Raw genomic sequence first — 22040 nt, forward strand, 5'->3', positions numbered from 1 at the left:
TCGAGATCGACGGTCCCCGTGACCACAGCGGCGGCGAGCGAGGTGAGAGGGCGATTGCTCACGCGTGCGTGGCCGTCCAGCCGGACAAGGGCGTCGTCCGTGGACAGGCCGCCGTTCTGGGCGAGCACGCCGCGGGCCTGTTCGACGACGACGCGGCTGGAGAGCGCGGTCTGCAACTGGCCGGCGATCTGGTCGTGGTGTTCCAGCGCGCGGTGTTGCGGGATGCCGATGGTGGCGACAGCGGCCAGCGCCTGAGCGAGATCGACCTGACCGTCGTTCATCGGCCGCGATGAGGCGGCCATGACGTGAGCGACGCCGTCGGGGCCGATCAGGGTGATCCCGGCCGCGAACACGTCCAGCAGTTCGACGCACCGCTGCTTGAGGAGGTCCAGCGAGTCCGCGACGTCGAACTCGGTGACCAGCGTGTCGGCCAACGTGACGAACGCGCTTGACGTCCGCAGTTGCCGGGTGTGTGACCTCGTCGTGCGCAGATCACGGACGCACACCTGGTGATCACGCGTTTCGTTCTCGCCTCTATCGCGTACCGGTTCCGGGAGTCGCCGGTGGTCTCGTTGCGCTCGACCGGTGCGGGTGGTGTGGTTGGGGTGACCTGACTGCACGGAGGTGGAATGAACGGCGACGCGCTGCGAACCGGCGATGTGCTGGCGGCCGCCGAGAGCGCACCGCCGACGGCGTCGGTCGGGGTCGTCGCACGCGACCTGGCGAAGCGGTTCAAGGCGTTCGACGTGTCGTTCCTGCTGATCGACGTCGGCGACGAGCAGCTGGTGCGGCTCACCTCGACCACGTGGGACCTCGGCGGGGGTGGCGCGGCGCGCATCGATCTGCGGGACAGCGTCTACGAGGAGGTGCTGCGCACCCAGCAGCCGCGGCAGGAGCAGGACGGCGACGGCGTGCGGGTGGCGCTGCCGGTGACCAACCGCGGCGACTGCGTCGGCGTGCTGGAGGTGACCGTGCCCTCACTCGACGAGGAGGTGCTGGCACAGCTGGGCGAGGCCGCGCACGCACTGGCCTACGTCATCGTCACCGACCGTCGTTTCACCGATCTCTACCACTCCGGCAGGCGCACCACGACGATGAGCCTGGCCGCGGAGATCCAGCACCAGTTGCTGCCCACGGCGTCCTGCTGCGAGGCTGCCCAGTTCACCGTCGCCGGTGCACTGGTACCGGCCCACGACATCGGCGGCGACACCTACGACTACGCGGTGGAACGCGACGTCCTGCACCTGTCGATCACTGATGCCGTCGGCCACGACGTGGGCTCGGCGTTGACCGCGACCCTGCTGGTCAGCGCACTGCGCGGGGCTCGGCGGGCCGGCCACGGCCTGGCCGAGCAGGCGGAGCGGGCCAACCTCGCGCTGATGGACCACCGCCGCGGAGCGCTGGCGACCGGACTGCTGGTGCGCGTGGACCTGCGCGACGGAGCGGTCACACTGGTCAACGCCGGTCACCCGGCACCGCTGCTGCTGCGCGACGGCGTGGTGGAGCCGCTCAAGCTGAAGATCGACCTGCTCCTCGGCGTCCAGCCGCACCCCTACCGGGTGCAGGGGCTGGACCTGCTCCCCGGCGATCGGCTGATGCTGCTCACCGACGGCATGTTCGAACGCGACGCCGAAGACGTCGACCTGCCCGCACTGCTCCGCGACACCGAAGCGCTGCACCCCAGGGAGGTGGTGCGGGCGGCGACCCGGGCCGTGCGGCGCGCCTACCGCGATCACCTCCAGGACGACGCCACCGTGCTCTGCCTGGACTGGCACGGAGCCGGCCGCACCGAACGCGAGGCCGACCACGGCGCCGACACGGACTCCGCCTCGCCCGCCTAGTGCCTGAGCGACGGTGACAGGCGCACGGAGGTCTTGGCCGCTGGGTGGTTGCTGATCGTTGCCGTGTAGGTCCGCACGAGGTCGGTGGCGATGCGCTGCCACGAGTACCTCGCGTGCACGCGATCGCGCCCGGCGGCGCCCAGAAGTTCCCGCTGCGTGCCGTCGGCGAGCAGCGACCGCAACGCCCTGGCTATCGCGTCCGGCCTTCTCGGCGGAACCTGCACGCCGGTGAGCCCGTCGATCACGGAGTCGACGAGCGCGCCGACCTCGGTCGCGAGAACCGGAACGCCGCACGCCATCGCTTCCAGCGCCACGCTGCCGGACGACCGGTGCCGCGGGGTGCACACCACCACGTCCGCGGACCGGAGCAGGACGGGCAGGTCGGCGTGAGGCACGTGACCGGCGAACCGGACCTTCTCCGAGACTCCCAGTGCCTGGGCCTGTGTCAGCAGCCGCCGCGCTTCGGGATCACCGCGGACATCGCCTTCCGCGGCACCGCCGGCGATCACCAGCCGGACGTCCTCCACTTTGGACAGAGCGCGGATCGTGTCCTCGAAACCCTTGTGCGGCAGCAGTCTTCCCACCGACACGATTTGACGCAGGCCTGTCCGTGCGGTGGGGGAGTCCTGCGGTGTGAACAGATCGAGGTCGACGCCCCGCGGCACCACGGACAACTTCGTTCGTTCTATCCCCATCCGGAGTACCTCGCGGGCCTCGTCCGACGAGACGGCGACGACGCGGGCGGCCTCGTGGCCGACAAGTCGTTCGACCGCAAGGCGTTTGGTGGAGACCGGGTCGTTCGTGCGCCGATCCTGGCGCGATGTCGTTCCCACTGCGTGGTAGGACTGCAGCACCGGGATCCGGGTGTGCTGTGCGCTCAACACCGCCGCGAGACCGGAGAGCCAGCCGTGGGCGTGCACGACATCGGGTACCTGCGTTTCCCAGTCGGTTCTGAGGAACTGGACGAAGTCGCCCAGGTGGGCGAGGACCTCGTCTTCAGTGATCTTCCTGGCAGGTCCGGCCGGTACGTGCACGACGGTGTAGCCGTCGCTGGTGCGCACTCGTCGCGGGACCTGGGGATCATCGCATCGCGTGTAGACGACCACTCGGTGGCCGAGGGCGGACAACGCGGTCGCGAGCCCTGCCACGTAGAGGTTCTGACTGCCGGCGTCCAACGCGCCCGGTGCGGCCGGCGGGCCGGCGTGTTCGGAGACCAGCGCGATCGTCATCCGCGTGGAGGTGGCTTGCTCGGACCTGCTGCCCACCGTGGTTCTCCTCACGACGAGGTGATGAGGCCGCGGGTCTGGGCGGTTGCGGCATTTGCCAACGGTTTCAGGCTACCCGCGCGCGACTCGTCCGACACGCTGTGCGATCAGGTGGCCGCTGGCCCAGGCGGCGAGCCGTGGCTGCAAGGCGGTGTAGACGTCCGGTGCGAGGCCCATGCCGATGTGGGTGCTCTTCACCTCGACGCACTCCGCGGACGGGTCGAGGCTCAGCCGCCACGGCACGACGGCGTCGGTCCGGGAGTACAGCGACACGGCCGGAACTCCCGGCGGCAGCGGCGTGGCCAGTGCCCTGGTGCTGTTCTCGTGGCAGGTTCCGTTGAAGCACTCACGGTCCATGAGTCCGGGGACGCCGACCGCGGCGAGCCTGGTGAGCGCGTGCGCGGCGAGCATCACGTTCGCGTTGGCGGCCATCGGGTCGACGACGGGGCTTCCCAGCATCACGAGACCGCGGACCAGATCGGGCCTGCGCACGGCGGCGAGCCGGGCGAGGCCACCACCGCGGCTGTGTCCGATCAGCACCACCGGTCCGCCGGTGACGTCCGCGTGTTCCTCGAGCCGTCGCTCGATGCGGTCGACCAGTTCGGTGGTGCAACCGAGGTTGAAGCCGATGCGGGCTCCTGCCGGACGGTAACCGCGGTGAGCCAGCCAGATGCTGGTCGGGCTCAGCGCGGCGTCCGCGGCTCCGAAGCCGGGCACGAGCAGAACGCCCGCACCGGCGCCCTCGTCCGGATCAGCGTGACGCCAGACGGGATGGGCCACCAGCTGGACACCGAGCATCGCCGTTCCGATGTGCTCACGGGTGATGGAATGCAACGAACGCAATGCACGCATGTGCGCGGTTCTCCTCGGCTCAGTCAGTAGGAGCCGGATTGCCGCGCGAAGGCGTCACAAACGCGAGGCACGCGACGTTTGGCCGCTGGTCGTGGCGGTGAGCTGCACACCCGCGACTCACCGGCCGTTCAGCACTCCGGCGATGAATTCCTCGGCGACCAGCCGCACCTTGCGGTTCTCCCGCTGCGAATGCTCGACGAGCACCCCGAACGCGTCATCCGCGCTGACGCCGCGCACCGCCATGATGATTCCCTTCGCCTGGTCGATCACGGCGCGGGAGTCCAGTGCGGTGCGCAGGTGTGCGGAGTGCTCGGAGGCTCGCAGGTACCTGCTGTGGCTGCGCAGCGCGACCTCGGCCGCGGCGGTGTAGAGGCCCAGCAACGGGCCGTCGAGGTCGGCGAACCCGTGGTCGCGCGCCGAGTAGACGTTGATGGCACCGGCGTGCTGGTCGTCGACCACCAACGGGGTGGACAGGAAGCTGACCATGCCGGCCGACCGGCACGCCCTGGCGAAGACCGGCCAGCGTTCCAACGCCTCCCCCATGCCGGCACGGATGAGCTGTCCCTGCTTCGCCGCGTCGACACAGGGGCCGGAGTCCTCGCGGTACTCGACCTCGTCGAGCTCCTTGGCAAGTTCGCTGGTGGACGACGCTGTGAACGGCTTGCCGGTGTCGAGCAGCGTCACGGACACCTCTTCGGCGCCGGGCACCGCGTGCCTCACCTGATGGCACACCAGCTCGACCAGCGCGGGAAGGTCCTCGGAGCGGCCGAGCGCCTCGCCGAGGGCGTCCAGCGCGCTGGTCACCTCGTCCAGGGCATCGCCGATCGGCGGGCTGTTCGAGTGATGCGGTGTCACGGGTCGTTCGCCTTCTTCCAGAGCAGAGGCACGAGCTGGGCGGACGCCCGCAGCTTCCTCGGCGGTGATCGTTCCGCTGCCCGCCGGGGAAGCAGAACCGCGACTAGCGCCCGAGGTGGGCGCGGTTGCGGCGCAGCGCCAGGCGTGTGCGCGTGGTCGTTTCAGTTCGGGACATGTCTTCTCCCGTGAAGGGTGAACCGCTTCGGTCGTGGGGCGGCTACCCGTGCCTTCACCCCGCAAACTGATCTCAGCGGCCCGGTTCACAACGCCTTTCGCACGCCCTCAGCGCATTCGACAGGCCGTGCTGCGAAGGACGTTTCCCCGACCTGTCACACGCGCTTGGCGATGAGCCCGTGGACCAGCGACAGCTCGCCGCGTTCGTCCAAAGCGGACGTCACGTGCTTGAGCAGGTCGTCGACCAACGCGGTCGCGGGTACCCGGCACTCCCGCCACGGATCGACGGCGGCGCCCTCGATGCCGTACCTGGACGCGGCCCACACCGCGGCCGCGAGCACGTCGTCCCGCACTGCGGGAGGTTCTTTGCCGGTGAGGACGTCGTCGTGGGCGGTGTGCACGAGAGCACGGGAGAGTGCCGCCTGCAGCACCGCGTCGTCCACTTCGGCGGCGGCATCGGCCACGCGGAACTCGACCGTCGGCAGCGACGAGCCGAGGCGCACCAGCCAGAACGACTGCGACCGGTCCACGAGCGTTCCGCAGGCCACCATCCGCCCGACGTGCGCGTCGTACTCCTCCGCGCCGGAGAACAGCGGAGGCACGCCCGCGCCGGGGAACCTCGACTGCAGCACCGTCCGCCAGCTCGCGTATCCGCGGTCGGGGGAGTTGGCCGACAGCGCCAGCAACGTGGGCAGCCAGGGCCGCACGTGGTTCAGCACGGCCACTGCCGTCTCGCGGTCCGGTACGCCGACGTGCACGTGGCACCCGCTGGCCTCGTAGTCCTCGATGACGCCCGCGTAGGCGTCGAGTATGCGGTGGTACCGAGCGCCTTCCGTGACGATCGAATGCGTGGCGGTTTTGACCGGCGTGCCACGGGAAAGCAGTTCCACGCCCTCTTCTCGGGCGGCGTCGGCGACCATCGTGCGGGCGTGCGTGAGTGCCTCGCCGAGGGCGACCACGCTGGTGCACGGCCCGGTTGCGGCTTCCACCTGGGTTCCGGCCAGCTCCGCGTGGAACTTGGTCAGTTCCGTGCCGTGCAGCCGGGCGAGCACGGCAGGCGCGCGCATCACCGTGCGCCGGGAGGCCGGATCGACGAGCAGGAACTCTTCTTCAACACCCACGGTGTCGGCGCACGCGTTGGCCAAGTGACCGTCTCCGCTCTTCCTGGACGTTGCGATCTGCGGTTACCCGTGCGGGGTAGGCGCGAACCGCAGCGGGGTATTCGGGTCGGCATGGACGACAAGACGATCGAAGCGCTGGGCAAGCTCCGCAAAGCGCTGGAGACGACCGAACGCGCGCGCGGGCACCTGTACTCGTTCCACCAGCTGACCGGCACCGCGGACTTCGAGCTCGACGCGGCGATCGCGGCGCTGCGCGAAGCGGGGCACGGCGAACACGCGAAGCGGGTGCAACGCGACCTGGTGGGCCGCAACGTCCTTCCTGGACGGTGGACGTTCCAGATCGTCGAGGAGTACGACGACATGTACTACGACGTGTTCCGCGACGTCGAACGCGCGGCCCGCGACGACCTGGCCGGCGGGCAGCGGCACGGCCTGGAGAAGGAGCTCAAGCGCGACCGGCAACGGCGCAGCGCCGCCGCGTACGCCGAGAACGACTGAGCGCTCCCTCGGTGGGTACCCGGAACGCATCTCCAGCGAAAGGTTCGAGCCATGACCACCGTGTCCCGCACGTTCACCGTCGAGGCCCCGCCCCAGACCGCGGTGCCGTACCTGGCCGACTTCGGCAACGCCGTGCAGTGGGATCCCGGCACCGAGAGCTGCACCCGCAACGACAGCGGACCTGTCCAGGTCGGGGCGAACTGGCACAACACCTCGAAGATCGCGGGCGTCACCACCGAACTGACCTACACGCTCGAACAGCTCCTCGACGACCGGATCGTGCTGGTGGGCCGCAACGACACCGCCACCTCCACCGAGACCATCGAGGTCACGCCCAGCGGCACGGGTTCGAGCATCACCTACACCAACGACCTCGAGTTCAACGGTGCGGCCAAGCTCGCCGCGCCGTTGGCCAAGGTGGTGTTCGAGAAGCTCGGCAACGACACCGAGAAGCAGATGACCGAGGTGCTCAACAGCCTGGCCCGCTAGTACGCCGGGCCGCGAAACGCACGGGTGACGAATGCGGGAACCGGCCGGGAGATCGCCACTGTCAGAAGCACGTCGCGATTTCCCGGCCGTTGTCGTGAAATGCCGAAGGCCCCACATCAACGATGTGGGGCCCTCAACGGCGTGACGGTCAGTCCTTCTTGAAAGCGTCCTTGACCTTCTCCGCCGCTTCCTTCAGGTGACCCTTGGCCTGGTCCGTCTTGCCTTCGGCCTGCAGACCGCGGTCGTTCGTGGCGTCACCGACGCCTTCCTTCAGCTTGCCCTTGAGTTCGTCGCCCTTGGCGTCCAGCTTGTCATCAGCACCCATGTCCATCGGATTCCCTCTGCCGTTGAGGACAAACGTGTCCGAAAACATGGTTCAGGCTTTTCGCTGCATGCTCTCGCGTGCCGGATTCGCCTGCTTCTCCGCTTTCGGGTCCTTTTCGTCCTCCTTGGCGCGCACCCCGGCCTCCACCTGCTTGCCGAGGTCCTCGTCGACGTTGCGCCAGTACTCGAACGCGCGGACCAGCACCGGTTCGGACACGCCGTTGAGCAGGTGGCCGACGACGTTGTCGACCAGCCGTGCCCGCGCGTCGTCGTCCAGGACCTCCCGGACCATCGTGCGGGCCTGACCCCAGTCGTCGTCCTCGGCGTGCGAGACGTAGCCGGCACGGACCATGTCGCCCTGCGCGGCCCAGCCCGCCGGTGTGCCGTACTGCTCGACGTCGGCGCGGGGGCCGCCCTTGGAGTTCGGCGCGTAGACGGGGTCGGACACGTTCGTGACCCGCATCGCGCCGTCCTTGCTGTAGCTGTTCACCGGTGACTTCGAGGCGTTGACCGGGATCTGCTTGTAGTTCGCGCCGATGCGGTACCGGTGCGCGTCGGCGTAGGCGAACATCCGGCCCAGCAGCATGCGGTCCGGGCTGGCGCCGATGCCGGGCACCAGGTTGTTCGGCTCGAACGCGGCCTGCTCGATCTCCGTGTGGTGGTCGGTGGGGTTGCGGTCGAGGGTCAACTTGCCGACCTCGGTCAGCGGGTAGTCCGCGTGCGGCCAGACCTTGGTCAGGTCGAACGGGTTGAACCGGTAGCCCTCGGCCTCGTCGAACGGCATGACCTGCACGAACAGCGTCCAGCTCGGGTTGTCGCCCTTCGCGATCGACTCGAACAGGTCGCGCGTGTGGTAGTCCGTGTCGGCGGAGGCGAGCTGGTCCGCCTCGTCCTGCGTGAAGAACTCGACACCCTGGTCGGTCTTGAAGTGGTACTTCACCCAGAAGCGCTCACCTGCGGCGTTGACCCACATGTAGGTGTGCGAGCTGTAGCCGTTCATGTGCCGCCACGTGCGCGGAATGCCCCGGTCGCCCATCAGCCACGTGACCTGGTGCGCGGACTCCGGTGACAGCGTCCAGAAGTCCCACTGCATGTCGTGGTCGCGCAGGTTGTTGTCGGCCCGCCGCTTCTGCGAGCGGATGAAGTGCTGGAACTTCATCGGGTCCTTGATGAAGAAGACCGGCGTGTTGTTGCCGACCATGTCGTACACACCTTCTGAGGTGTAGAACTTCAGCGCGAACCCGCGGGGGTCGCGCCAGGTGTCGGGGCTGCCCCGCTCACCGGCCACGGTCGAGAACCGGGCCAGCACGTCGGTCGTGACACCAGGCTGGAACACCGCAGCCCTCGTGAAGGACGACACGTCCGCGGTCACCTCGAACCTGCCGAACGCGCCGCTGCCCTTGGCATGCGGCTGGCGCTCCGGAATGCGTTCCCGGTTGAACTGCGCCATCTGTTCGATGAGGTAGTGGTCCTGCAGGACGATCGGGCCACCGGCGCCGATCGTGAGCGAGTGCTCGTCGCTCTCGACCGGGATGCCGGCGTCGTTGGTGGTGGGAAGGTCAGACATCGGGTCCTCTCAGCTGCTCGGCGCACACGGGTGCGGTTGGCGGACTGGCGAGCCGCTGACCGACGGATCGACCTGACGGCGGTGGCGCAAACACGTCCACCGTGAACACCGTCGCGCGAAGCCGAAACACGAAGTTCGTGATCATCACCGATCGAGTGATCTTGCCCGCCTCCGGCCGTGCGGATCCCTCCGAGCGTTCTTACGGTCCTGCCAGCGACCGCAAGGCCGCTGCAGCACCAGGGCCCGCCGTGCGCTCACCTGTCCAGCGGCCGGGCCCTGTTCCAGGTCACGGAACACGTCTCCGCCGGACAGGCGCCCTCACCGGCGAGAGCGCGGCGGGGCCCGAAAAGGGACATGCGTCAGCTCAGCGTCACCACCGCCCGCGTCCTGCTCCTCTCCGCTTCCACGGCGGCACTGCTCGCGGCGGGCGGCACCATCGCCTCCGCCGCGCCGTCCGTCGACTGGGACCGGATCGCGCAGTGCGAGAGCGGTAACAACTGGTCGACGAACACCGGCAACGGCTACTCCGGCGGACTGCAGTTCAGCCCGTCCACCTGGAAGGCCAACGGCGGTACCGGCAGTGCCCACCAGGCCTCCCGCGAGGAGCAGATCCGCGTCGCGGAACGCGTGCTGGCCAGCCAGGGAATCGGAGCGTGGGGCTCGTGCGGCCGGCGTGGGGGAAGCAGCCCGCAGCCGGTTCGCCAGCGGCACGTTCCGAACGCAGGCAAGGCCGTGTCGCGGGTCGTGCCCGTGGTCCCGGCGGCCGCGCCGTCGGCGAGCAACCCGGACGGCGACTACACGATCAAGGCCGGTGACACGCTGAGCAGCATCGCCACCGAACTCCGCGTCGACGGGGGCTGGCAGGCGTTGGTGGCCAAGAACTCCCGGTTCCTGACGAACCCGGACCTCATCAGGGTCGGGGACAGGATCGCCACCAAGTGACGCAGGAACGGACCGCTCACCGCTGAACGTGGTGGGCGGTCCGTTCGCGTGTGGAGCCCATTGAGACGCAACCTGGCGGGGAAGCGCTTCCATGCTAGGTTCGAGTGAGAGTGACTCACTCGAAACGGAGCAGCCAATGCCGGCTCTTTGGGGTGTTTCCTTCGATGCCACGGCAATGTCCGGAGTGGTGGTCGAGTTCCTCAAGACCGCCAAGTCCTTCGCTGACCGGGGTTTCGGCGTTCATCTCGACCTCGGGTACGACATCAAGGCCGACAAAGACCGGTTCTTCCAGGACTATCGGCACGAACGCGTGCCGGACTGGGTGACGCTGGATCGCGTCGACGGTGTCGCGCACATCGAGGGCTACGACCGGGAATTCGTGGCGGCGACGCTGGAATCCGTGCGTCGCAACGAGTTGCCCGACACCGATCGCGTCACCGAAGCACTCGCGGACGCGATCGTGCGGACCTGGGAAGACCGCGGCGTCACGCTCGTCGTGGTCGAGAACGGCACGCTGCCGGAGAACGTCGCCTACACCAAGGCCCTTTACCGGGCGATCGCCGGATACGGCGCCGCGCACGAGCTCGGCAAGTTCGTGTTGTGGCGTGACCACGACCTGATGTGGCAGAGCGAGCCGGCGAAGTACGGCAGCTTTCCCTATCCGGCAACGCCTCCGATGGTGAACTCACCGCACATCCACTACTTCGCGCTGCACGAGGAAGCGAAGCGCCGCACGCTCGAATGGATGCCGCACCTGCGCAACCTGGACGTGCTGCCGAACACCTTCACGCCGCCGAGCCGTCCCGGCCGGCCGGACTTCCTGGAACGGCACGGCATCACGCCGGACACGAAGGTCATCGCCAGGTTCACCAGGATCATCCCGCAGAAGCGCATCGATCGGGACCTGCACCTGGTGGCCCAGTTACCGGGCACGTGCCTGTTCATCGCGGGCGACACCGAGGAGAACCCGGCCGAGACCGGGAAACTCCGCGCGCTCGCGGAAGAACTCCAGGTGCCGGTCGTCTTCGGCGGGGTGCTGGAGCCGTGCGAGTCGGCCAGCGCGGAGTTCTCGGTCCGCGACCTGCTCGCGCACGCCGACGTCGTGTCGTTCCTGACGTCGTACGACTACGAGAGCTACGGCAACCCCATCGGCGAGGCGATCGCGGCCGGTGTGCCGTACATCGCGAGCCGCTATGCCTTGTACGACACGGTGTACGCCGGTTTCGAGGCGCCGGTGCTGGACATCCTGGAGCACGACCTGCCGACGCCGGAGTTCGCGCGGCAGGTGCACGATCTCATGACGAACGCGGAGAGGCGGGCGGAAGTGGTGGCGCACAACCGGCAGCTCGGCACGCAGACCCGCGAGGTCGCGGACGAGCTGGTGACAACGTTGTACCCGCCCGCGATGGGCGCGGAGGTCCGGCTCAGCGTCGTGCTGCCGGTGTACAACGAGGCCGCGAACATCGACGCCGTGCTGCTGTCGTTGCAGAACCAGGACGACATAGAGCCCGGCAGCTACGAGATCGTGCTGGTGGACAACAACTCCACCGACGACACGGTCGAGATCGCCCGCCGGTTCGCCGAGAGTTCTCCGGTCGACATCCAGGTCATCAGCGAACGAGAGCAGGGCGTCGCGTGTGCGCGCCGGGCGGGCATGGAGTTCGCGGTGCGCAGGAGCCGGAACCGGAAGGATCCCGGCGAGCGCTTCTACCTGATGTCGGCCGACGCGGACTGCCGGGTCGATCGTCGCTGGCTCACCGAGCTCCTGGCGGCCATGGAGAAGGACAAGGCCGCGATCGGCGTGTGCGACTACTACTACAACGCCGAGCACTTCGTTGGCAGGCCACGACTCTGGGACGCGATCCAGCGCACGTTGCGGTGCCGCGCGGTGACGTTCTCGTTGTTCGGCGGCTTTCCCGACGGCAAGGGCTTCGCGGTCGAGCGCGAGGCCTACGAGGACGTCGGCGGCATCGAGATCTTCTACCAGTTGCAGCACGGCCGGTTCGTGAACCACCTGTCCGACGACTGGGACTTCGGCATCCGGGTCGCCGGCTCCGGCCACGACATCACCTACGCCCCGAAGTCCAAGGTCGAGATCAACCCGCGGCGCGTCAACCACGCCATCGACGAGGTGATCACCGGCCGCGCGTACGGCAACGACGGCATCATCGTCATGCGCGACATCCGGCCGGAGGCGCCGCCGGTGACGGTCGACCTGACCGAGGCAGAAGCACTGCAGGCGTGGGAGTTCTCCATCAAGGACTTCACGCCGAAGAACGCCATCCTCCCCGTCCTGCTCACACCGTCCTTTCTGGACGAGGACGCCGTGGTCGAGTTCTTCGGCGAGGACCTGGCACATCGGCTCGGCGCGCGCATCGCGGAGATCAAGGCCGAGATGAGCGTGACCGACTTCCTGCCCATCCACTCCTACAAGACGCCGTCGTACCGGCTGTACCTGGAGTTCCGGGACGAGATCTTCGCCCGGTTGCGTGCGACGGTGGGCGAGGACATCGGCTTCCCGCCACCGCTGCCGGAGTGCTTCGACTCGGTACCGGCCGCCAGGTTCGCGGAGTTCGTGAAGTACTACTGCGAGGACCGTGAGTCGGGGGAGGCGCACAACTACTTCGGCAATGGAGGCGTGTTCTGATGAACCGAGTTCTGACGGACCCCGAACCGAGGGTGTGGGCGGCGCTGCAGGATCCCGCCAACGCGCACCTGCTCGACTACGTCACCGAAGACCCGTTCGGCGCCCACGTGTTCCCAGGCAACGTCGAGGGCTACGGCGTGGAGAACTTCCTCGACGACCTGACCGATCAACTCGTCGGCACCGCGCCGATCCACCTCTGGTCGTACATCCCCACGTGTGCCTACAAGTGCCGCTTCTGCCAGTACCCGGTCGTGCTGGTCAAGGGCGGCCGCAACGAGCAGAAGCTGACCCAGTGGGTGGACTGGAACATCCGGGAGGCCGAGCTCTGGCTGCAACGCGTGCCGGAGCTGGCGACCGCGCCCGTCGGCGAGTTCAACGTGTTCGGTGGCACCCCGTCTTTGTTGCCGGAGAAGGACATCCGCCGGTTGCTCGACTTCTACCGGGAGAACTTCGGCTTCACCGACGACACGACGATCCGCTTCGAGGGCGACCCGAGCACGTTCACCCCGGCGAAGCTCGAGACGCTGAGGGAACTGGGCTGCACCAAGCTGTCCAGCGGCGTGCAGTCGTTCGACGACGACGTGCTGCGGGAGTGCGGCCGCGAGCACTCGGCGCAGATGTGCGTCGACTTCGTGCGCAACGCGCAGGCCGCGGGCTTCGAGTGGGTCAGCATCGACCTGATGTACGGGCTGCTGGACCAGACCGTCGACAGCGTCAAACGCGACCTCGACGTGGTGCTGGAGAACGAGATCACCGCCGTGGTGTGCACCAAGCTGCACCTGAAGTCCTACGCCGAGACCAGGACCGGGGTGGCGGGGGAGCAGCCGGCGCCGTGGCAGCTGCCGCAGTACCGCGAGAAGCTGGTCAACGACGGTCACTTCTGGCCGACCCTGCAGGAGCAGTACCGGATGCGCGAGGTGCTGACCGACGGCCTGCGCGCCGCGGGCTACACCGAGCACCCCACCATGTACTTCGCCCGCGACGGCCTCGGCCCGGAGAAGTGGAAGTCCATCATGGTGGACCAGGACAAGCAGGAGGCCGAGGTCGCGATCGGTCTCGGTGGCAGCTCCAGTTGCCGCGCCTCCGAGGCGATCACCGACGTGAACTGGAAGAACTACGCCCAGGCCGTCGACGAGGGCAGGGTGCCGCTGGGCTCCGCGACCGGGTTCGACGCCACCGCGCAGGAGGCTCGTGCGGTCAAGATGGCGTTGTCCACGTTGCAGCCTCTGCGCGCTGATCTGCACAGCGCGTTGTACGGCAAGTCCCTGCACGAGAGTCCGTGGCGGGAGAAGTTCGGTTCCTTGGCGGAACGCGGTCTCGTGTCGGTCGACGCGGACGGAGTCTCGTTGACCGAGGACGGCGAGGTGCTGGTGGAGGCCATCATCAACACGGAGCTGTGAGTCAGGGCAGTGGCCAGTTGCGCAGGGCGGCGTCGGCGAGTTCCTGGAGTTCCGCGGGATCGACGCCGCCGGCGGCCTCCACGGCGAGGCCCTGCTGCAAGACGGTGACGTAGCGAGCCAGCAGCGCCGGATCGGTGCCCGCGGGCAGATCACCCTCCTCGACGGCTCGCTCGAACCGCTCGCGAATCCGCGTGAAGCCGTTCTTGCGCCAGTCGACCAGGAGCGCGCGCACTTCCCGTCCGGCGTCACCGGTGGCCAGCGCGCCCTGCACCCCGAGACACCCGTGCGGCTGGTCGGGGCGGGTGGTGGTGCGGATGGTGCCGGCCAGCAGCGCCGCGGCCACACCGAGGGCGGTCGGCTCCGCCAGAGCCACGGGCACGTACGCGCTCGGGCCCTCGTCGTAGCGCTCCAGGGCCTTGCGGAACAACTGCTCCTTGTTGCCGAAGGTCGCGTACATGCTGGCCGTGGAGATGCCCATGGCCTGGGTCAGGTTGGCCAGGCTGGCGCCCTCGTACCCCTGCTCCCAGAAGACCAGCAGGGCACGGTCGAGCGCCTCGTCGGCGTCGAACCCTCGCGGTCGGCCGGTCGTGCGGCGCGGTGTGGTCTCCACCTCTCCATCCTACGCCTTCTGAAACGATCGCTTCAGAACGTGCTACGGTCGAGTTCTGCATCGATCGTTCTAGAAGTGAGGGGTAGAGGCGCATGACCATCACGCTGATCACCGGGGCCAACAAGGGCATCGGTTTCGAGACGGCCAAACAGCTCCTGGAACTGGGTCACGTCGTCTACGTCGGTGCGCGTGACACCGAACGCGGCGAGAAGGCCGCGGCCGACCTCGGCGCCCGGTTCGTCCAGCTCGACGTGACCGACGACGCCTCGGTGGCCGCCGCCCTGGCCACGATCGACGCGGAGCAGGGCCGACTCGACGTGCTGGTGAACAACGCCGGCATCCTCGCCACCGAAGCCCTCGACGGGCCCATGGCGTTGCGGGCCTTCGACACCAACGCGGTGGGGATCGTCCGCGTCACGGAGGCGGCGCTTCCGCTGCTGCGCAAGTCCGAGAACCCCAACGTGGTCAACATTTCCAGCAGCCTGGGCTCGTTCTGGGCGGTGACGAACCCCGAACGGCCGGAGTTCGGCCTGCCGCTCGCGCTCTACGCCGCCTCCAAGTCGGCGGCGACGATGCTGACCGTCCAGTACGCGAAGTCCCACCCCGGCATCAAGTTCAACGCGCTGGAGCCCGGCGCGACCGCCACGGACATGACCGCGGCGTTCGGGATCGGGCGGCCGGTGGAGGAGAGCGCCGCGGTCGTCGTGCGGTTCGCGACCTTCGGGCCGGACGGACCGACCGGGACGCTGCAGGACGAGTCCGGCGAACTGCCCTGGTGAACGGTGGCGAGGAGGCGGGCCTCCTCGCCACCGCTGTCAGGTCAGAAGCACCCGCTCCAGCCGTCGAACGGCCGGTGGTGGAAGTCGTCCGTGCTGAAGCTCGCGCTGAAGGGGAACTCGGGCGTGAGTTCGATCCACACGCGTCCATGTCCCAGGACGTGGACCCGATGCTCAGTGTCGAGGTCGTCGCCGAGGGTGAGCGACTCCGGGGAGTGGACGTTCAAGTCCCCGCCGGCAGGACAGGGGTCGTCATCACTCTCTACGTCGTACCGGGCTGATGCCCGCCACGGCCAGTGTGAACAGCCGCCCGGCCGAGGCGGCCGGATCCTGGTGGTGCTCGGTGACCATCACGATGCCGACGATCAACGTCACCAGTTCGATCGCGGTGACGCCCTCGCGGACCGCGCCGTCCCGAATCGCGCGGCGCAGCAACGGTTCCGAGGCCTCCGCTACCACGGATGCGCACGAGTTGCCGTTCACCGGGTCGCCCTCGTAGGCCAGGGCGGTGGCGAGTCCGCGCGCGGCGACGCAGTACGCGACGAGTTCGTCCAGCCAGGCGAGCAACGAGTCCCTGCTGTCGCCGACGCCGTCCAGTTCACGGGCTCGGACGCAGAGCGCCTCGATCCGTTGCGCTGACACGGCTTCCAGCAGTGCGTGCCGGGTGGGGAAGTGCCGGCGGACGGTGGCCGAACCCACTCCGGCCACGCGGGCGATCTGTTCCAGTGACGCGCCGCCGCCGTGCGTGGCCACCTCCTGCTCGGCCACGGCGAGGATCCGCTCGTAGTTGCGCCGGGCATCGGCTCGCTGGTGATCGGCCATGCTCATCCTCAAGCTTGCTAAGTGGCGGGGTCCGCCATATCGTAGCGGACGTTGAAACGGCGGGCCCCGCCGTTTATGTTTCCGCTGCTAGGGAGAGTCATGTCCGCACCAGTGCTGATCACGGGAGCTACCGGGAAGCAGGGCGGTGCCGCTGTGCACGCCCTCAAGGCGGCAGGTGTGCCTGTGCGCGCGTTGGTCCGCGATCCCGCTCGGGCGAAGAACCTGGACGTCGAACTCGTCGAAGGCGATCTGCTCGACCGCGACTCGCTGGCCGCCGCGGTCAAGGGCGTCCGGTCCGTGTTCTCGGTGCAGATGGCGCCGTTCACGCAGGACGGGTTCGACTTCGCGAGCGAACTCGCCCAGGCGACCAATCTGATCCAGGCGGCGGTCGAGGCGGGCGTTCCGCAGTTCATCCAGACCACTGTGGACAGTGCGGGGCCGCGGGTCGTGGACGAGCGCTTCCCGATCCGTCAGGCGTCGATGAACACCAAGGCCGAGATCCAGGACCGGGTCCGCGCGGCCGGGTTCGAGCGGTGGACGCTGCTCAAACCCGGCTTCTTCATGGAGAACTTCCTGCCGTCGTCGGCGTTCCTGTTCCCGCGCGGCATCGAGGGCGGTCTGGTGAGCCTGCTCAAGCCCGCCACGAAGCTGGCGCTCGTCGCGGTCAGGGACATCGGCGTCGCGGTGGCCGCCGCCGTCGCCGACCCTGAGCGGTTCGACCGCGTCGAACTGGAACTGGCGAGCGATCACCTGTCGATGACGGAGATCGCCGCCGTGCTCTCGGACGCGTTCGGAGCAGAACTCACGGCGCCGGACATGACGCTGGAAGAGGCGTTCGCCGCGGGCATGCCGGAGATGGGCGCCGGGCACGACCGGTTGAACGAGACCTGGATGGCGGGGCGCCCCGAGTACGCCAGGGCGCTCGGCCTTCCTCTCACGAGCTTCGCCGAGTGGGCTCTCACACGGTGACGCGGCTGTACCGGCTGACGGGGCGAGTCAGGCCGTAGTGCTCGCGCAACGTCCGTCCGGTGTACTCGGTGCGGAACAGGCCGCGGGCCCGCAACAGCGGCACGACGTGGTCGACGAAGTGAGGTGGTTTCAGCGACCGGCGCTCGCGAGATGGAGCGTCACATCCGGATCCGGCCGGGTCAACGGCCGGAACGACCGTCCCACATCATGGCGCCGGGATGGACGCGGTCACCTGTTTTTCACGCTGGAAGAACACCGTGCGGTGGCAGTGGGGCGATAGGGATGTCGCTGTGTGGGACAACCGGGCCACCCAGCATTACGGGGTTGCGGACTACGACGACCTTCGGCGTCGGTTGCATCGGATCACGATCGCCGGGGATGTGCCGGTCAGCGTGGAGGGTGTGCAGAGCACGACGATTGTTGGGGATGCTGCGCACTTTTCGTCGATTTGACGGTGTGCGGGTCGGCTTGCGGGCGTTTGTCGCGTTCCAGCGGGGTTGGTCGCGTTCCGTGCGGACGGTCGCCTTGCGAGGGTGGGCGCGCGGGTAGTGACGAAGTGCGGGGTTGCGATTGGGGCTTGACCTTGAGCCTCTAGCTGGGCGCGTAGTCGGCCTCAAAGACCGGGGTGAAGAGCGCCCCGGCCGAGCCCAGACAGGGTGGCACCCAGCCCCTCAAGGTCAAGCCCCAATCGCCATGAGCGGGGCTCACCGCTACCCAGGCGGCAGAGGTTCACACGGCTCGCTTCGCATCGCCACATCAGGCTTCGTACGTGGTTGCCTTGCGATGTTGGGCGCCTGGTGGCACCGCGCGGGGCGGCTTGTGGTGGCATGCGCCGGTTGGCACGGGGCGATGCTTGGGAGGCATCGGCGTGGCAGGCTTGGGCTGTGGAACTGAGGCAACTGCGATACGTGGTGGCGGTGGCCGAGCACCGGCACTTCCGGCGTGCGGCCCTGGCGCTCGGCATGACCCAGCCTTCGTTGTCGCGGCAGGTCGGAGCGGTGGAGCGGGAACTGGGTACGGCGTTGTTCGAGCGGACGGCGCGTGGGGCCGTGTTGACGGCGGCGGGTGAGGTTTACGTCGTGCATGCGCGGCGCGTGCTGGACGAGGTTGCTGCCGGGGCCACCGAGGCGCGACGGGCTGCGCGTGGGCAGACTGGTTCGTTGCGGCTCGGGTTCGTGGGCGAGGCGTTGATCGAGTTGTTGCCGTCGTTGCTGGCGCGGTTCCGGTCGGCGCATCCTGGCGTGCACCTGGAGTGTCGTGAGCTCTCCACCGCGCAGAGTGGTGCTGCGCTGCTCGCGGGCGACATCGATCTGGCGATCAGTCGTGGTGCGCCTACCGGTGATGGTGCGGAGAGGCTGACTGCGGTGCCCGTGGCCGGTGATCACCTCATCGTCGCGTGTCATCGTGCGCACCCGTTCGCCAGCCGGCCTGCGGTGGCGGTGGAGCAGTTGCGTGGGCAGGCGCTCATCGCCGCGTCTGCCGGCGATGAGCCTGCGGCGGTTCGTGTGTTGCAGCCGTTGCTTGGCGCGGCCGGCGGAGTTACGCATGCCCGGGACGTGCACACCGTGATCGGGCTTGCCGCCTGTGGGATGGGGGTTGGGCTGTTGCCTTTCAGTGCGCGGCGGCTTGCGCGGGCGGAGACCGTGATGGTGGAGGTGGAGCCGCCGTTGCGGCTGCCTGACCTCACGATGGCGTTTCGCACCGCGGACGAGTCGCCGCCGTTGGACGCCTTTCTCGCCGTGACGGCTGTGCATTGCCCCGACACGGGCAAGCGACTGAACCTCTTGATGCTCAAGAGGCATCGGAAAGCGGGTGGGCAGGCATCATCGCCACCCGTGGAGGCCTTCGCCGAGTGAGATCACGGCATGGCGATCACAACACGGTTCGGCGTGACCTTGGCGGGTTCGGCCGGGGACGACCTGGTGGAGGCCGCGGTGGCCGAAGCCCACGAGGCCGCCGGGTACGGAGTGGACTCGGTCTGGATGGGGCAGCGGCTCGACTACGACGCGATCGGCCTGGCCGGGATCGTCGGCACGCGGGTGCCGGGCGTTGACGTCGGGGTGTCCGCGGTGCCGGTGTTCGCTCGTCACCCGTTGCTGGTGTCGAGCCAGGCCCAGACCGCGCAGGCGGCCACAGGTGGCCGGTTCCACCTCGCCGTGGCACTGGGAGCGTCCCCGATCGTCGAGCAGGCGTTCGGGCTGCCCTGGGAACGGCCCGTGGCCCGGTTGCGCGAGTTCTTGAGCGTGCTGGCGCCGTTGCTGCGCGGTGAGGCGGTCGAGCACGAAGGTGAGCTGATCACCGCCCGCTCGCTTCTGCCGACGCACGTTCCCGGTGCGCGGCGTACGCCGCTCCTGGTTGCTGCGATGGCTCCCAAGGCCTTGCGTGTCACCGGTGAGTTGGCGGACGGAACTGTGCCTTACCTGGCGGGGCCGAAGGCGTTGGCGGAGCACATCATTCCCGCCATCACGGCCGCCGCTGCGGCCGCCGGCAGGCCCGCGCCGCGCATCGTCGCCCTCGTGCCGGCCGCGGTCACCACCGATGAGCAGGCCCGCCGCACGATGGCCGACGGGCTTTCCTTCTACACCCAGTTCGAGTCGTATCGGAGGGTTCTGGAGCTCAACGACACCGAGAACCCCGTGGACCTCGCCCTGATCGGCGACGAGGACCACGTTGCCAAGGGGGTGCGGGAGTACGTCGAGGCCGGGGCCACCGAGGTCGTCCTCACCGCGCACCACGATCTTGACGCTGACACTCAGAGCCGGACTCGGCGGCTGGCGGGAGAACTCGCGAAGGCAGTCAGAAGCCCTTCGCCGGGTTGAGGATTCCGCGCGGATCCAGCGCTGCCTTGATCGAGTTCTGCACGTCCAGGACGTCCTGGCCCGCCTCGCGGGCCAGCCAGTCCCGTTTCAGCAGACCCACGCCGTGCTCGCCGGTGACGGTGCCGCCGAGGTCCAGTGCCAGGGCGAAGACGTCGTCACCGGCCTGCCGGACGGCTTGCTGGGGCGTGGAGTCGTCGTACGAGATGATCGGGTGAACGTTGCCGTCACCGGCGTGGGCGAAGGAGTAGATGCTCACGTTGTGGGCTTGTGCGATGCGTTCTACGCCCTGGAACGCGTCGGCCAGCCGGGAGCGGGGAACGCAGATGTCCTCGATGAGGGCGCGGCCGAACCGCTCGATCGACGGCAAAGCCATGCGGCGGGCGAACAGCAGCCGGTCCGACGACTCGGAGTCCACCGCCCGTTCCGTCCACGTCGCCTCCTTGCCGAGGACGTCGGCGATCGCGGCTATCTCCGACTCGGCGGCTGGTCCGTCGGCCTGGGCGATCACCAACGCCTGGCCGCGTTCGGCGAAGTCGGTGCCCTGCGCCCGGTCGATGACGTTCAGGGTGGCGCCGTCCAGCAGTTCGAGCAGGCTGGGTTCGCGACGCGCCCGCGCCAGCGCGCTGCACGCCGCTGCCGCCGCGACCACGCTGTCGAAGGCGGCTGCGGCGGTGAGCGTTAGTGCGGGCAACGGTCGTAGGCGGAGGGTCGCGCCTACGACCACGCCCAGCGTTCCCTCCGAACCCACGAACAGGGCGGTGAGGTCCAGTCCCGCGACGCCCTTGACGGTGCGGCGGCCGGTGCTGATCAACCGGCCGTCCGCGAGCACGACGTCGAGGCCCAGCACGGAGTCCCTGGTGACGCCGTGCTTGACGCACCGCATCCCGCCCGCGTTCGTCGCGATGTTCCCGCCGATCGTGGAGATCTCGGCGCTCGCCGGGTCCGGGGCGTAGCGCAGGCCGAACGCCCCAGCGGCCCGGTCCAGCTCGGCGGTGATCACGCCGGGTTCGACGACCGCGATCTCGTCGACCGGGTCGATCTCGACGATCCGGGAGAGCCCGCTGAGGTCCAGCACGACCTCGCCGGGCCCGGCCACCGCGCCGCCGGCCAGTCCGGTGCCCGCGCCCCGGGGCACGACGGGAACGCCGTGCCGGTGCGCCAGGCGGAGTGTCCGCCGGACGTCGTCCACAGTGGACGCGCGTACGACGGCCAGCGGCAGACCGGCGGGGATGGCTCCGGAACGGTCGGTAGCGAGCGAGTCGGGAACCGAGGCGCCCAGTTCGTCGAGGAAGCCCATCACACCACGATGTCCGGCAGGTCGCCGCCGAGCTTCAGGCTCTCCAGGAACAACACGACGGTCGCGGCGACGGACCGGTGCGACACGTCGTTCAGGACGTCGTGCCGGCCGCCGACGACCGTCCGGAAACGCAGGTCGCGCAACGGTTCGAGCAGGGCGAGCGGCGTGACGGGATCGCTGTCGCCGTGCACCACGAGCGTGGGCACGCCCGGAGCGGTGATCTCCCAGTCTGCCGGGACGGGCTTGGCCAGCGCGCCGCGGGTGAAGTCCTCGTCCTCCGTGAGGGCGCGGCGGTGCGTGGGGCACGCCGAGCGGGCGTCGAGCTCGTCGACCCAGCCGGTGACCGCGGTGCTTTCCGGCGCGGCGACCCCGGCCAGCACCACACCGTCCACACCGGACAGGTCCGAGGCGAGCCGGGTGGCGTAGGACGCGCCGGTGTCCGCGCCCGCCAGCACGTGCGGAGCGGGCAGGTCGCTGTCGCTCAGCAGGGCCGCGACCTGCTTGCGGGTCGTCGCGAGGTCGTCGAGATCGGTCTCGACCACCCGCACCCGGTAGGCGTCGGCCGCCAGCCGCCGCCCGAAACGCTGGTAGGTCGCCGCCGTCTCGCCGCGGCCTGTGAGAACGACGACTGTGCCGCGCGCGGCGAGACCGGAGGGCTCGTCCCAAGCGCCGGTGCTGGAGGTGATGGTCACCCGGAAACCATCGTGGCCAGACACATCCGGCGTCCAAGAGACTTTCTCGATGACTACCCATGCGGACAACTGATGAATTG

General features: G+C 68.9%; 23 protein-coding genes and 1 pseudogene. 12 read left to right on the forward strand and 12 right to left on the reverse strand.

Annotated elements, in window-relative coordinates:
* Nucleotides 1-80: 80 nt before the first annotated feature.
* Nucleotides 81-302 (reverse strand): annotated as a pseudogene (locus ACIQF0_RS10470) (ANTAR domain-containing protein); the annotation flags it as partial.
* 3 nt (nucleotides 303-305) lie between these two features.
* Here ACIQF0_RS10470 and ACIQF0_RS10475 point away from each other — a divergent pair.
* Complete coding sequence (locus tag ACIQF0_RS10475; protein WP_401027801.1) at nucleotides 306-452, forward strand: hypothetical protein; 147 nt, start codon at nucleotides 306-308, stop codon at nucleotides 450-452.
* 177 nt (nucleotides 453-629) lie between these two features.
* Entirely contained in the window at nucleotides 630-1841 is a 1212-nt protein-coding gene (locus ACIQF0_RS10480; RefSeq protein ID WP_401027082.1) for a PP2C family protein-serine/threonine phosphatase, read from the forward strand.
* Here ACIQF0_RS10480 and ACIQF0_RS10485 read toward each other — a convergent pair.
* The 4 genes from ACIQF0_RS10485 to ACIQF0_RS10500 form a co-directional block, all read right to left on the reverse strand.
* Nucleotides 1838-3106, reverse strand: a complete 1269-nt coding sequence (locus ACIQF0_RS10485; protein WP_401027085.1) for a glycosyltransferase — start codon at nucleotides 3104-3106, stop codon at nucleotides 1838-1840. The genes ACIQF0_RS10480 and ACIQF0_RS10485 overlap by 4 nt on opposite strands.
* Nucleotides 3107-3178: 72 nt before the next feature.
* Entirely contained in the window at nucleotides 3179-3958 is a 780-nt protein-coding gene (locus ACIQF0_RS10490; RefSeq protein WP_401027088.1) for an esterase/lipase family protein, read from the reverse strand.
* A gap of 117 nt (nucleotides 3959-4075) precedes the next feature.
* Entirely contained in the window at nucleotides 4076-4813 is a 738-nt protein-coding gene (locus tag ACIQF0_RS10495) for an ANTAR domain-containing protein (RefSeq protein ID WP_401027090.1), read from the reverse strand.
* A gap of 329 nt (nucleotides 4814-5142) precedes the next feature.
* Nucleotides 5143-6132: a YbdK family carboxylate-amine ligase gene (locus tag ACIQF0_RS10500; RefSeq protein WP_401027092.1), complete on the reverse strand. Its 990-nt coding sequence runs from the start codon at nucleotides 6130-6132 to the stop codon at nucleotides 5143-5145.
* An 87-nt stretch (nucleotides 6133-6219) separates the two neighbouring features.
* On the opposite strand from ACIQF0_RS10500, the gene ACIQF0_RS10505 reads away from it, so the two are divergent.
* Both ACIQF0_RS10505 and ACIQF0_RS10510 read left to right on the forward strand, forming a co-directional pair.
* Nucleotides 6220-6606: a hypothetical protein gene (locus tag ACIQF0_RS10505; RefSeq protein ID WP_360030314.1), complete on the forward strand. Its 387-nt coding sequence runs from the start codon at nucleotides 6220-6222 to the stop codon at nucleotides 6604-6606.
* Between the two features lie 51 nt (nucleotides 6607-6657).
* Complete coding sequence (locus ACIQF0_RS10510) at nucleotides 6658-7095, forward strand: SRPBCC family protein (protein WP_401027095.1); 438 nt, start codon at nucleotides 6658-6660, stop codon at nucleotides 7093-7095.
* Nucleotides 7096-7243: 148 nt separating this feature from the next.
* On the opposite strand, the gene ACIQF0_RS10515 is transcribed toward ACIQF0_RS10510, so the two are convergent.
* Both ACIQF0_RS10515 and ACIQF0_RS10520 read right to left on the reverse strand, forming a co-directional pair.
* The gene (locus ACIQF0_RS10515; protein ID WP_360030318.1) at nucleotides 7244-7420 is read right to left on the reverse strand and encodes a CsbD family protein; all 177 of its coding nucleotides are present in this window, start codon (nucleotides 7418-7420) and stop codon (nucleotides 7244-7246) included.
* A gap of 51 nt (nucleotides 7421-7471) precedes the next feature.
* Nucleotides 7472-8986, reverse strand: a complete 1515-nt coding sequence (locus tag ACIQF0_RS10520; RefSeq protein WP_360030319.1) for a catalase — start codon at nucleotides 8984-8986, stop codon at nucleotides 7472-7474.
* 354 nt (nucleotides 8987-9340) lie between these two features.
* Between ACIQF0_RS10520 and ACIQF0_RS10525 the strand changes: the two genes are divergently transcribed.
* The 3 genes from ACIQF0_RS10525 (at nucleotide 9341) to ACIQF0_RS10535 (ending at nucleotide 13975) form a co-directional block, all read left to right on the forward strand.
* Complete coding sequence (locus ACIQF0_RS10525) at nucleotides 9341-9928, forward strand: transglycosylase family protein (protein WP_360030321.1); 588 nt, start codon at nucleotides 9341-9343, stop codon at nucleotides 9926-9928.
* A 175-nt stretch (nucleotides 9929-10103) separates the two neighbouring features.
* Complete coding sequence (locus ACIQF0_RS10530; RefSeq protein ID WP_401027098.1) at nucleotides 10104-12575, forward strand: glycosyltransferase; 2472 nt, start codon at nucleotides 10104-10106, stop codon at nucleotides 12573-12575.
* The gene (locus ACIQF0_RS10535) at nucleotides 12575-13975 is read left to right on the forward strand and encodes a radical SAM protein (protein WP_401027101.1); all 1401 of its coding nucleotides are present in this window, start codon (nucleotides 12575-12577) and stop codon (nucleotides 13973-13975) included. Before ACIQF0_RS10530 ends, ACIQF0_RS10535 begins: the two co-directional genes overlap by 1 nt.
* Before the next feature lies 1 nt (nucleotide 13976).
* Here ACIQF0_RS10535 and ACIQF0_RS10540 read toward each other — a convergent pair whose 3' ends face one another.
* Nucleotides 13977-14585: a TetR/AcrR family transcriptional regulator gene (locus ACIQF0_RS10540; RefSeq protein WP_401027104.1), complete on the reverse strand. Its 609-nt coding sequence runs from the start codon at nucleotides 14583-14585 to the stop codon at nucleotides 13977-13979.
* Nucleotides 14586-14677: 92 nt separating this feature from the next.
* Between ACIQF0_RS10540 and ACIQF0_RS10545 the strand changes: the two genes are divergently transcribed.
* Nucleotides 14678-15364 (forward strand): SDR family NAD(P)-dependent oxidoreductase, encoded by a 687-nt coding sequence (locus ACIQF0_RS10545; RefSeq protein ID WP_401027107.1) that lies wholly within the window; start codon nucleotides 14678-14680, stop codon nucleotides 15362-15364.
* A 41-nt stretch (nucleotides 15365-15405) separates the two neighbouring features.
* Here the strand turns inward: ACIQF0_RS10545 and ACIQF0_RS10550 are convergent, their stop codons facing one another.
* Complete coding sequence (locus ACIQF0_RS10550; protein ID WP_401027110.1) at nucleotides 15406-15588, reverse strand: hypothetical protein; 183 nt, start codon at nucleotides 15586-15588, stop codon at nucleotides 15406-15408.
* 28 nt (nucleotides 15589-15616) lie between these two features.
* The gene (locus ACIQF0_RS10555; RefSeq protein ID WP_401027113.1) at nucleotides 15617-16183 is read right to left on the reverse strand and encodes a TetR/AcrR family transcriptional regulator; all 567 of its coding nucleotides are present in this window, start codon (nucleotides 16181-16183) and stop codon (nucleotides 15617-15619) included.
* A 99-nt stretch (nucleotides 16184-16282) separates the two neighbouring features.
* On the opposite strand from ACIQF0_RS10555, the gene ACIQF0_RS10560 reads away from it, so the two are divergent.
* The 4 genes from ACIQF0_RS10560 (at nucleotide 16283) to ACIQF0_RS10575 (ending at nucleotide 19971) form a co-directional block, all read left to right on the forward strand.
* The gene (locus tag ACIQF0_RS10560) at nucleotides 16283-17152 is read left to right on the forward strand and encodes an NmrA family NAD(P)-binding protein (protein WP_401027116.1); all 870 of its coding nucleotides are present in this window, start codon (nucleotides 16283-16285) and stop codon (nucleotides 17150-17152) included.
* A gap of 218 nt (nucleotides 17153-17370) precedes the next feature.
* Nucleotides 17371-17604, forward strand: a complete 234-nt coding sequence (locus tag ACIQF0_RS10565; protein WP_401027119.1) for a TauD/TfdA dioxygenase family protein — start codon at nucleotides 17371-17373, stop codon at nucleotides 17602-17604.
* Between the two features lie 432 nt (nucleotides 17605-18036).
* The gene (locus tag ACIQF0_RS10570; RefSeq protein ID WP_401027122.1) at nucleotides 18037-19008 is read left to right on the forward strand and encodes a LysR family transcriptional regulator; all 972 of its coding nucleotides are present in this window, start codon (nucleotides 18037-18039) and stop codon (nucleotides 19006-19008) included.
* A 9-nt stretch (nucleotides 19009-19017) separates the two neighbouring features.
* Nucleotides 19018-19971, forward strand: coding sequence for a TIGR03564 family F420-dependent LLM class oxidoreductase (locus ACIQF0_RS10575; RefSeq protein WP_401027126.1), 954 nt, complete (start codon nucleotides 19018-19020; stop codon nucleotides 19969-19971).
* On the opposite strand, the gene ACIQF0_RS10580 is transcribed toward ACIQF0_RS10575, so the two are convergent.
* On the reverse strand, nucleotides 19949-21268 hold the full coding sequence (locus ACIQF0_RS10580; RefSeq protein WP_401027129.1) for an FAD-binding oxidoreductase: 1320 nt from the start codon (nucleotides 21266-21268) through the stop codon (nucleotides 19949-19951). The two genes, ACIQF0_RS10575 and ACIQF0_RS10580, sit on opposite strands and share 23 nt — an antisense overlap.
* A complete protein-coding gene (locus tag ACIQF0_RS10585) occupies nucleotides 21268-21960 on the reverse strand; it encodes an alpha/beta hydrolase (protein WP_401027131.1) in 693 nt (230 codons plus the stop codon). Before ACIQF0_RS10585 ends, ACIQF0_RS10580 begins: the two co-directional genes overlap by 1 nt.
* Nucleotides 21961-22040: the final 80 nt, after the last annotated feature.

Origin of the sequence: Lentzea sp. NPDC092896, from assembly GCF_044754905.1 — a bacterium.
Taxonomy (GTDB): Bacteria; Actinomycetota; Actinomycetes; order Mycobacteriales; family Pseudonocardiaceae; genus Lentzea.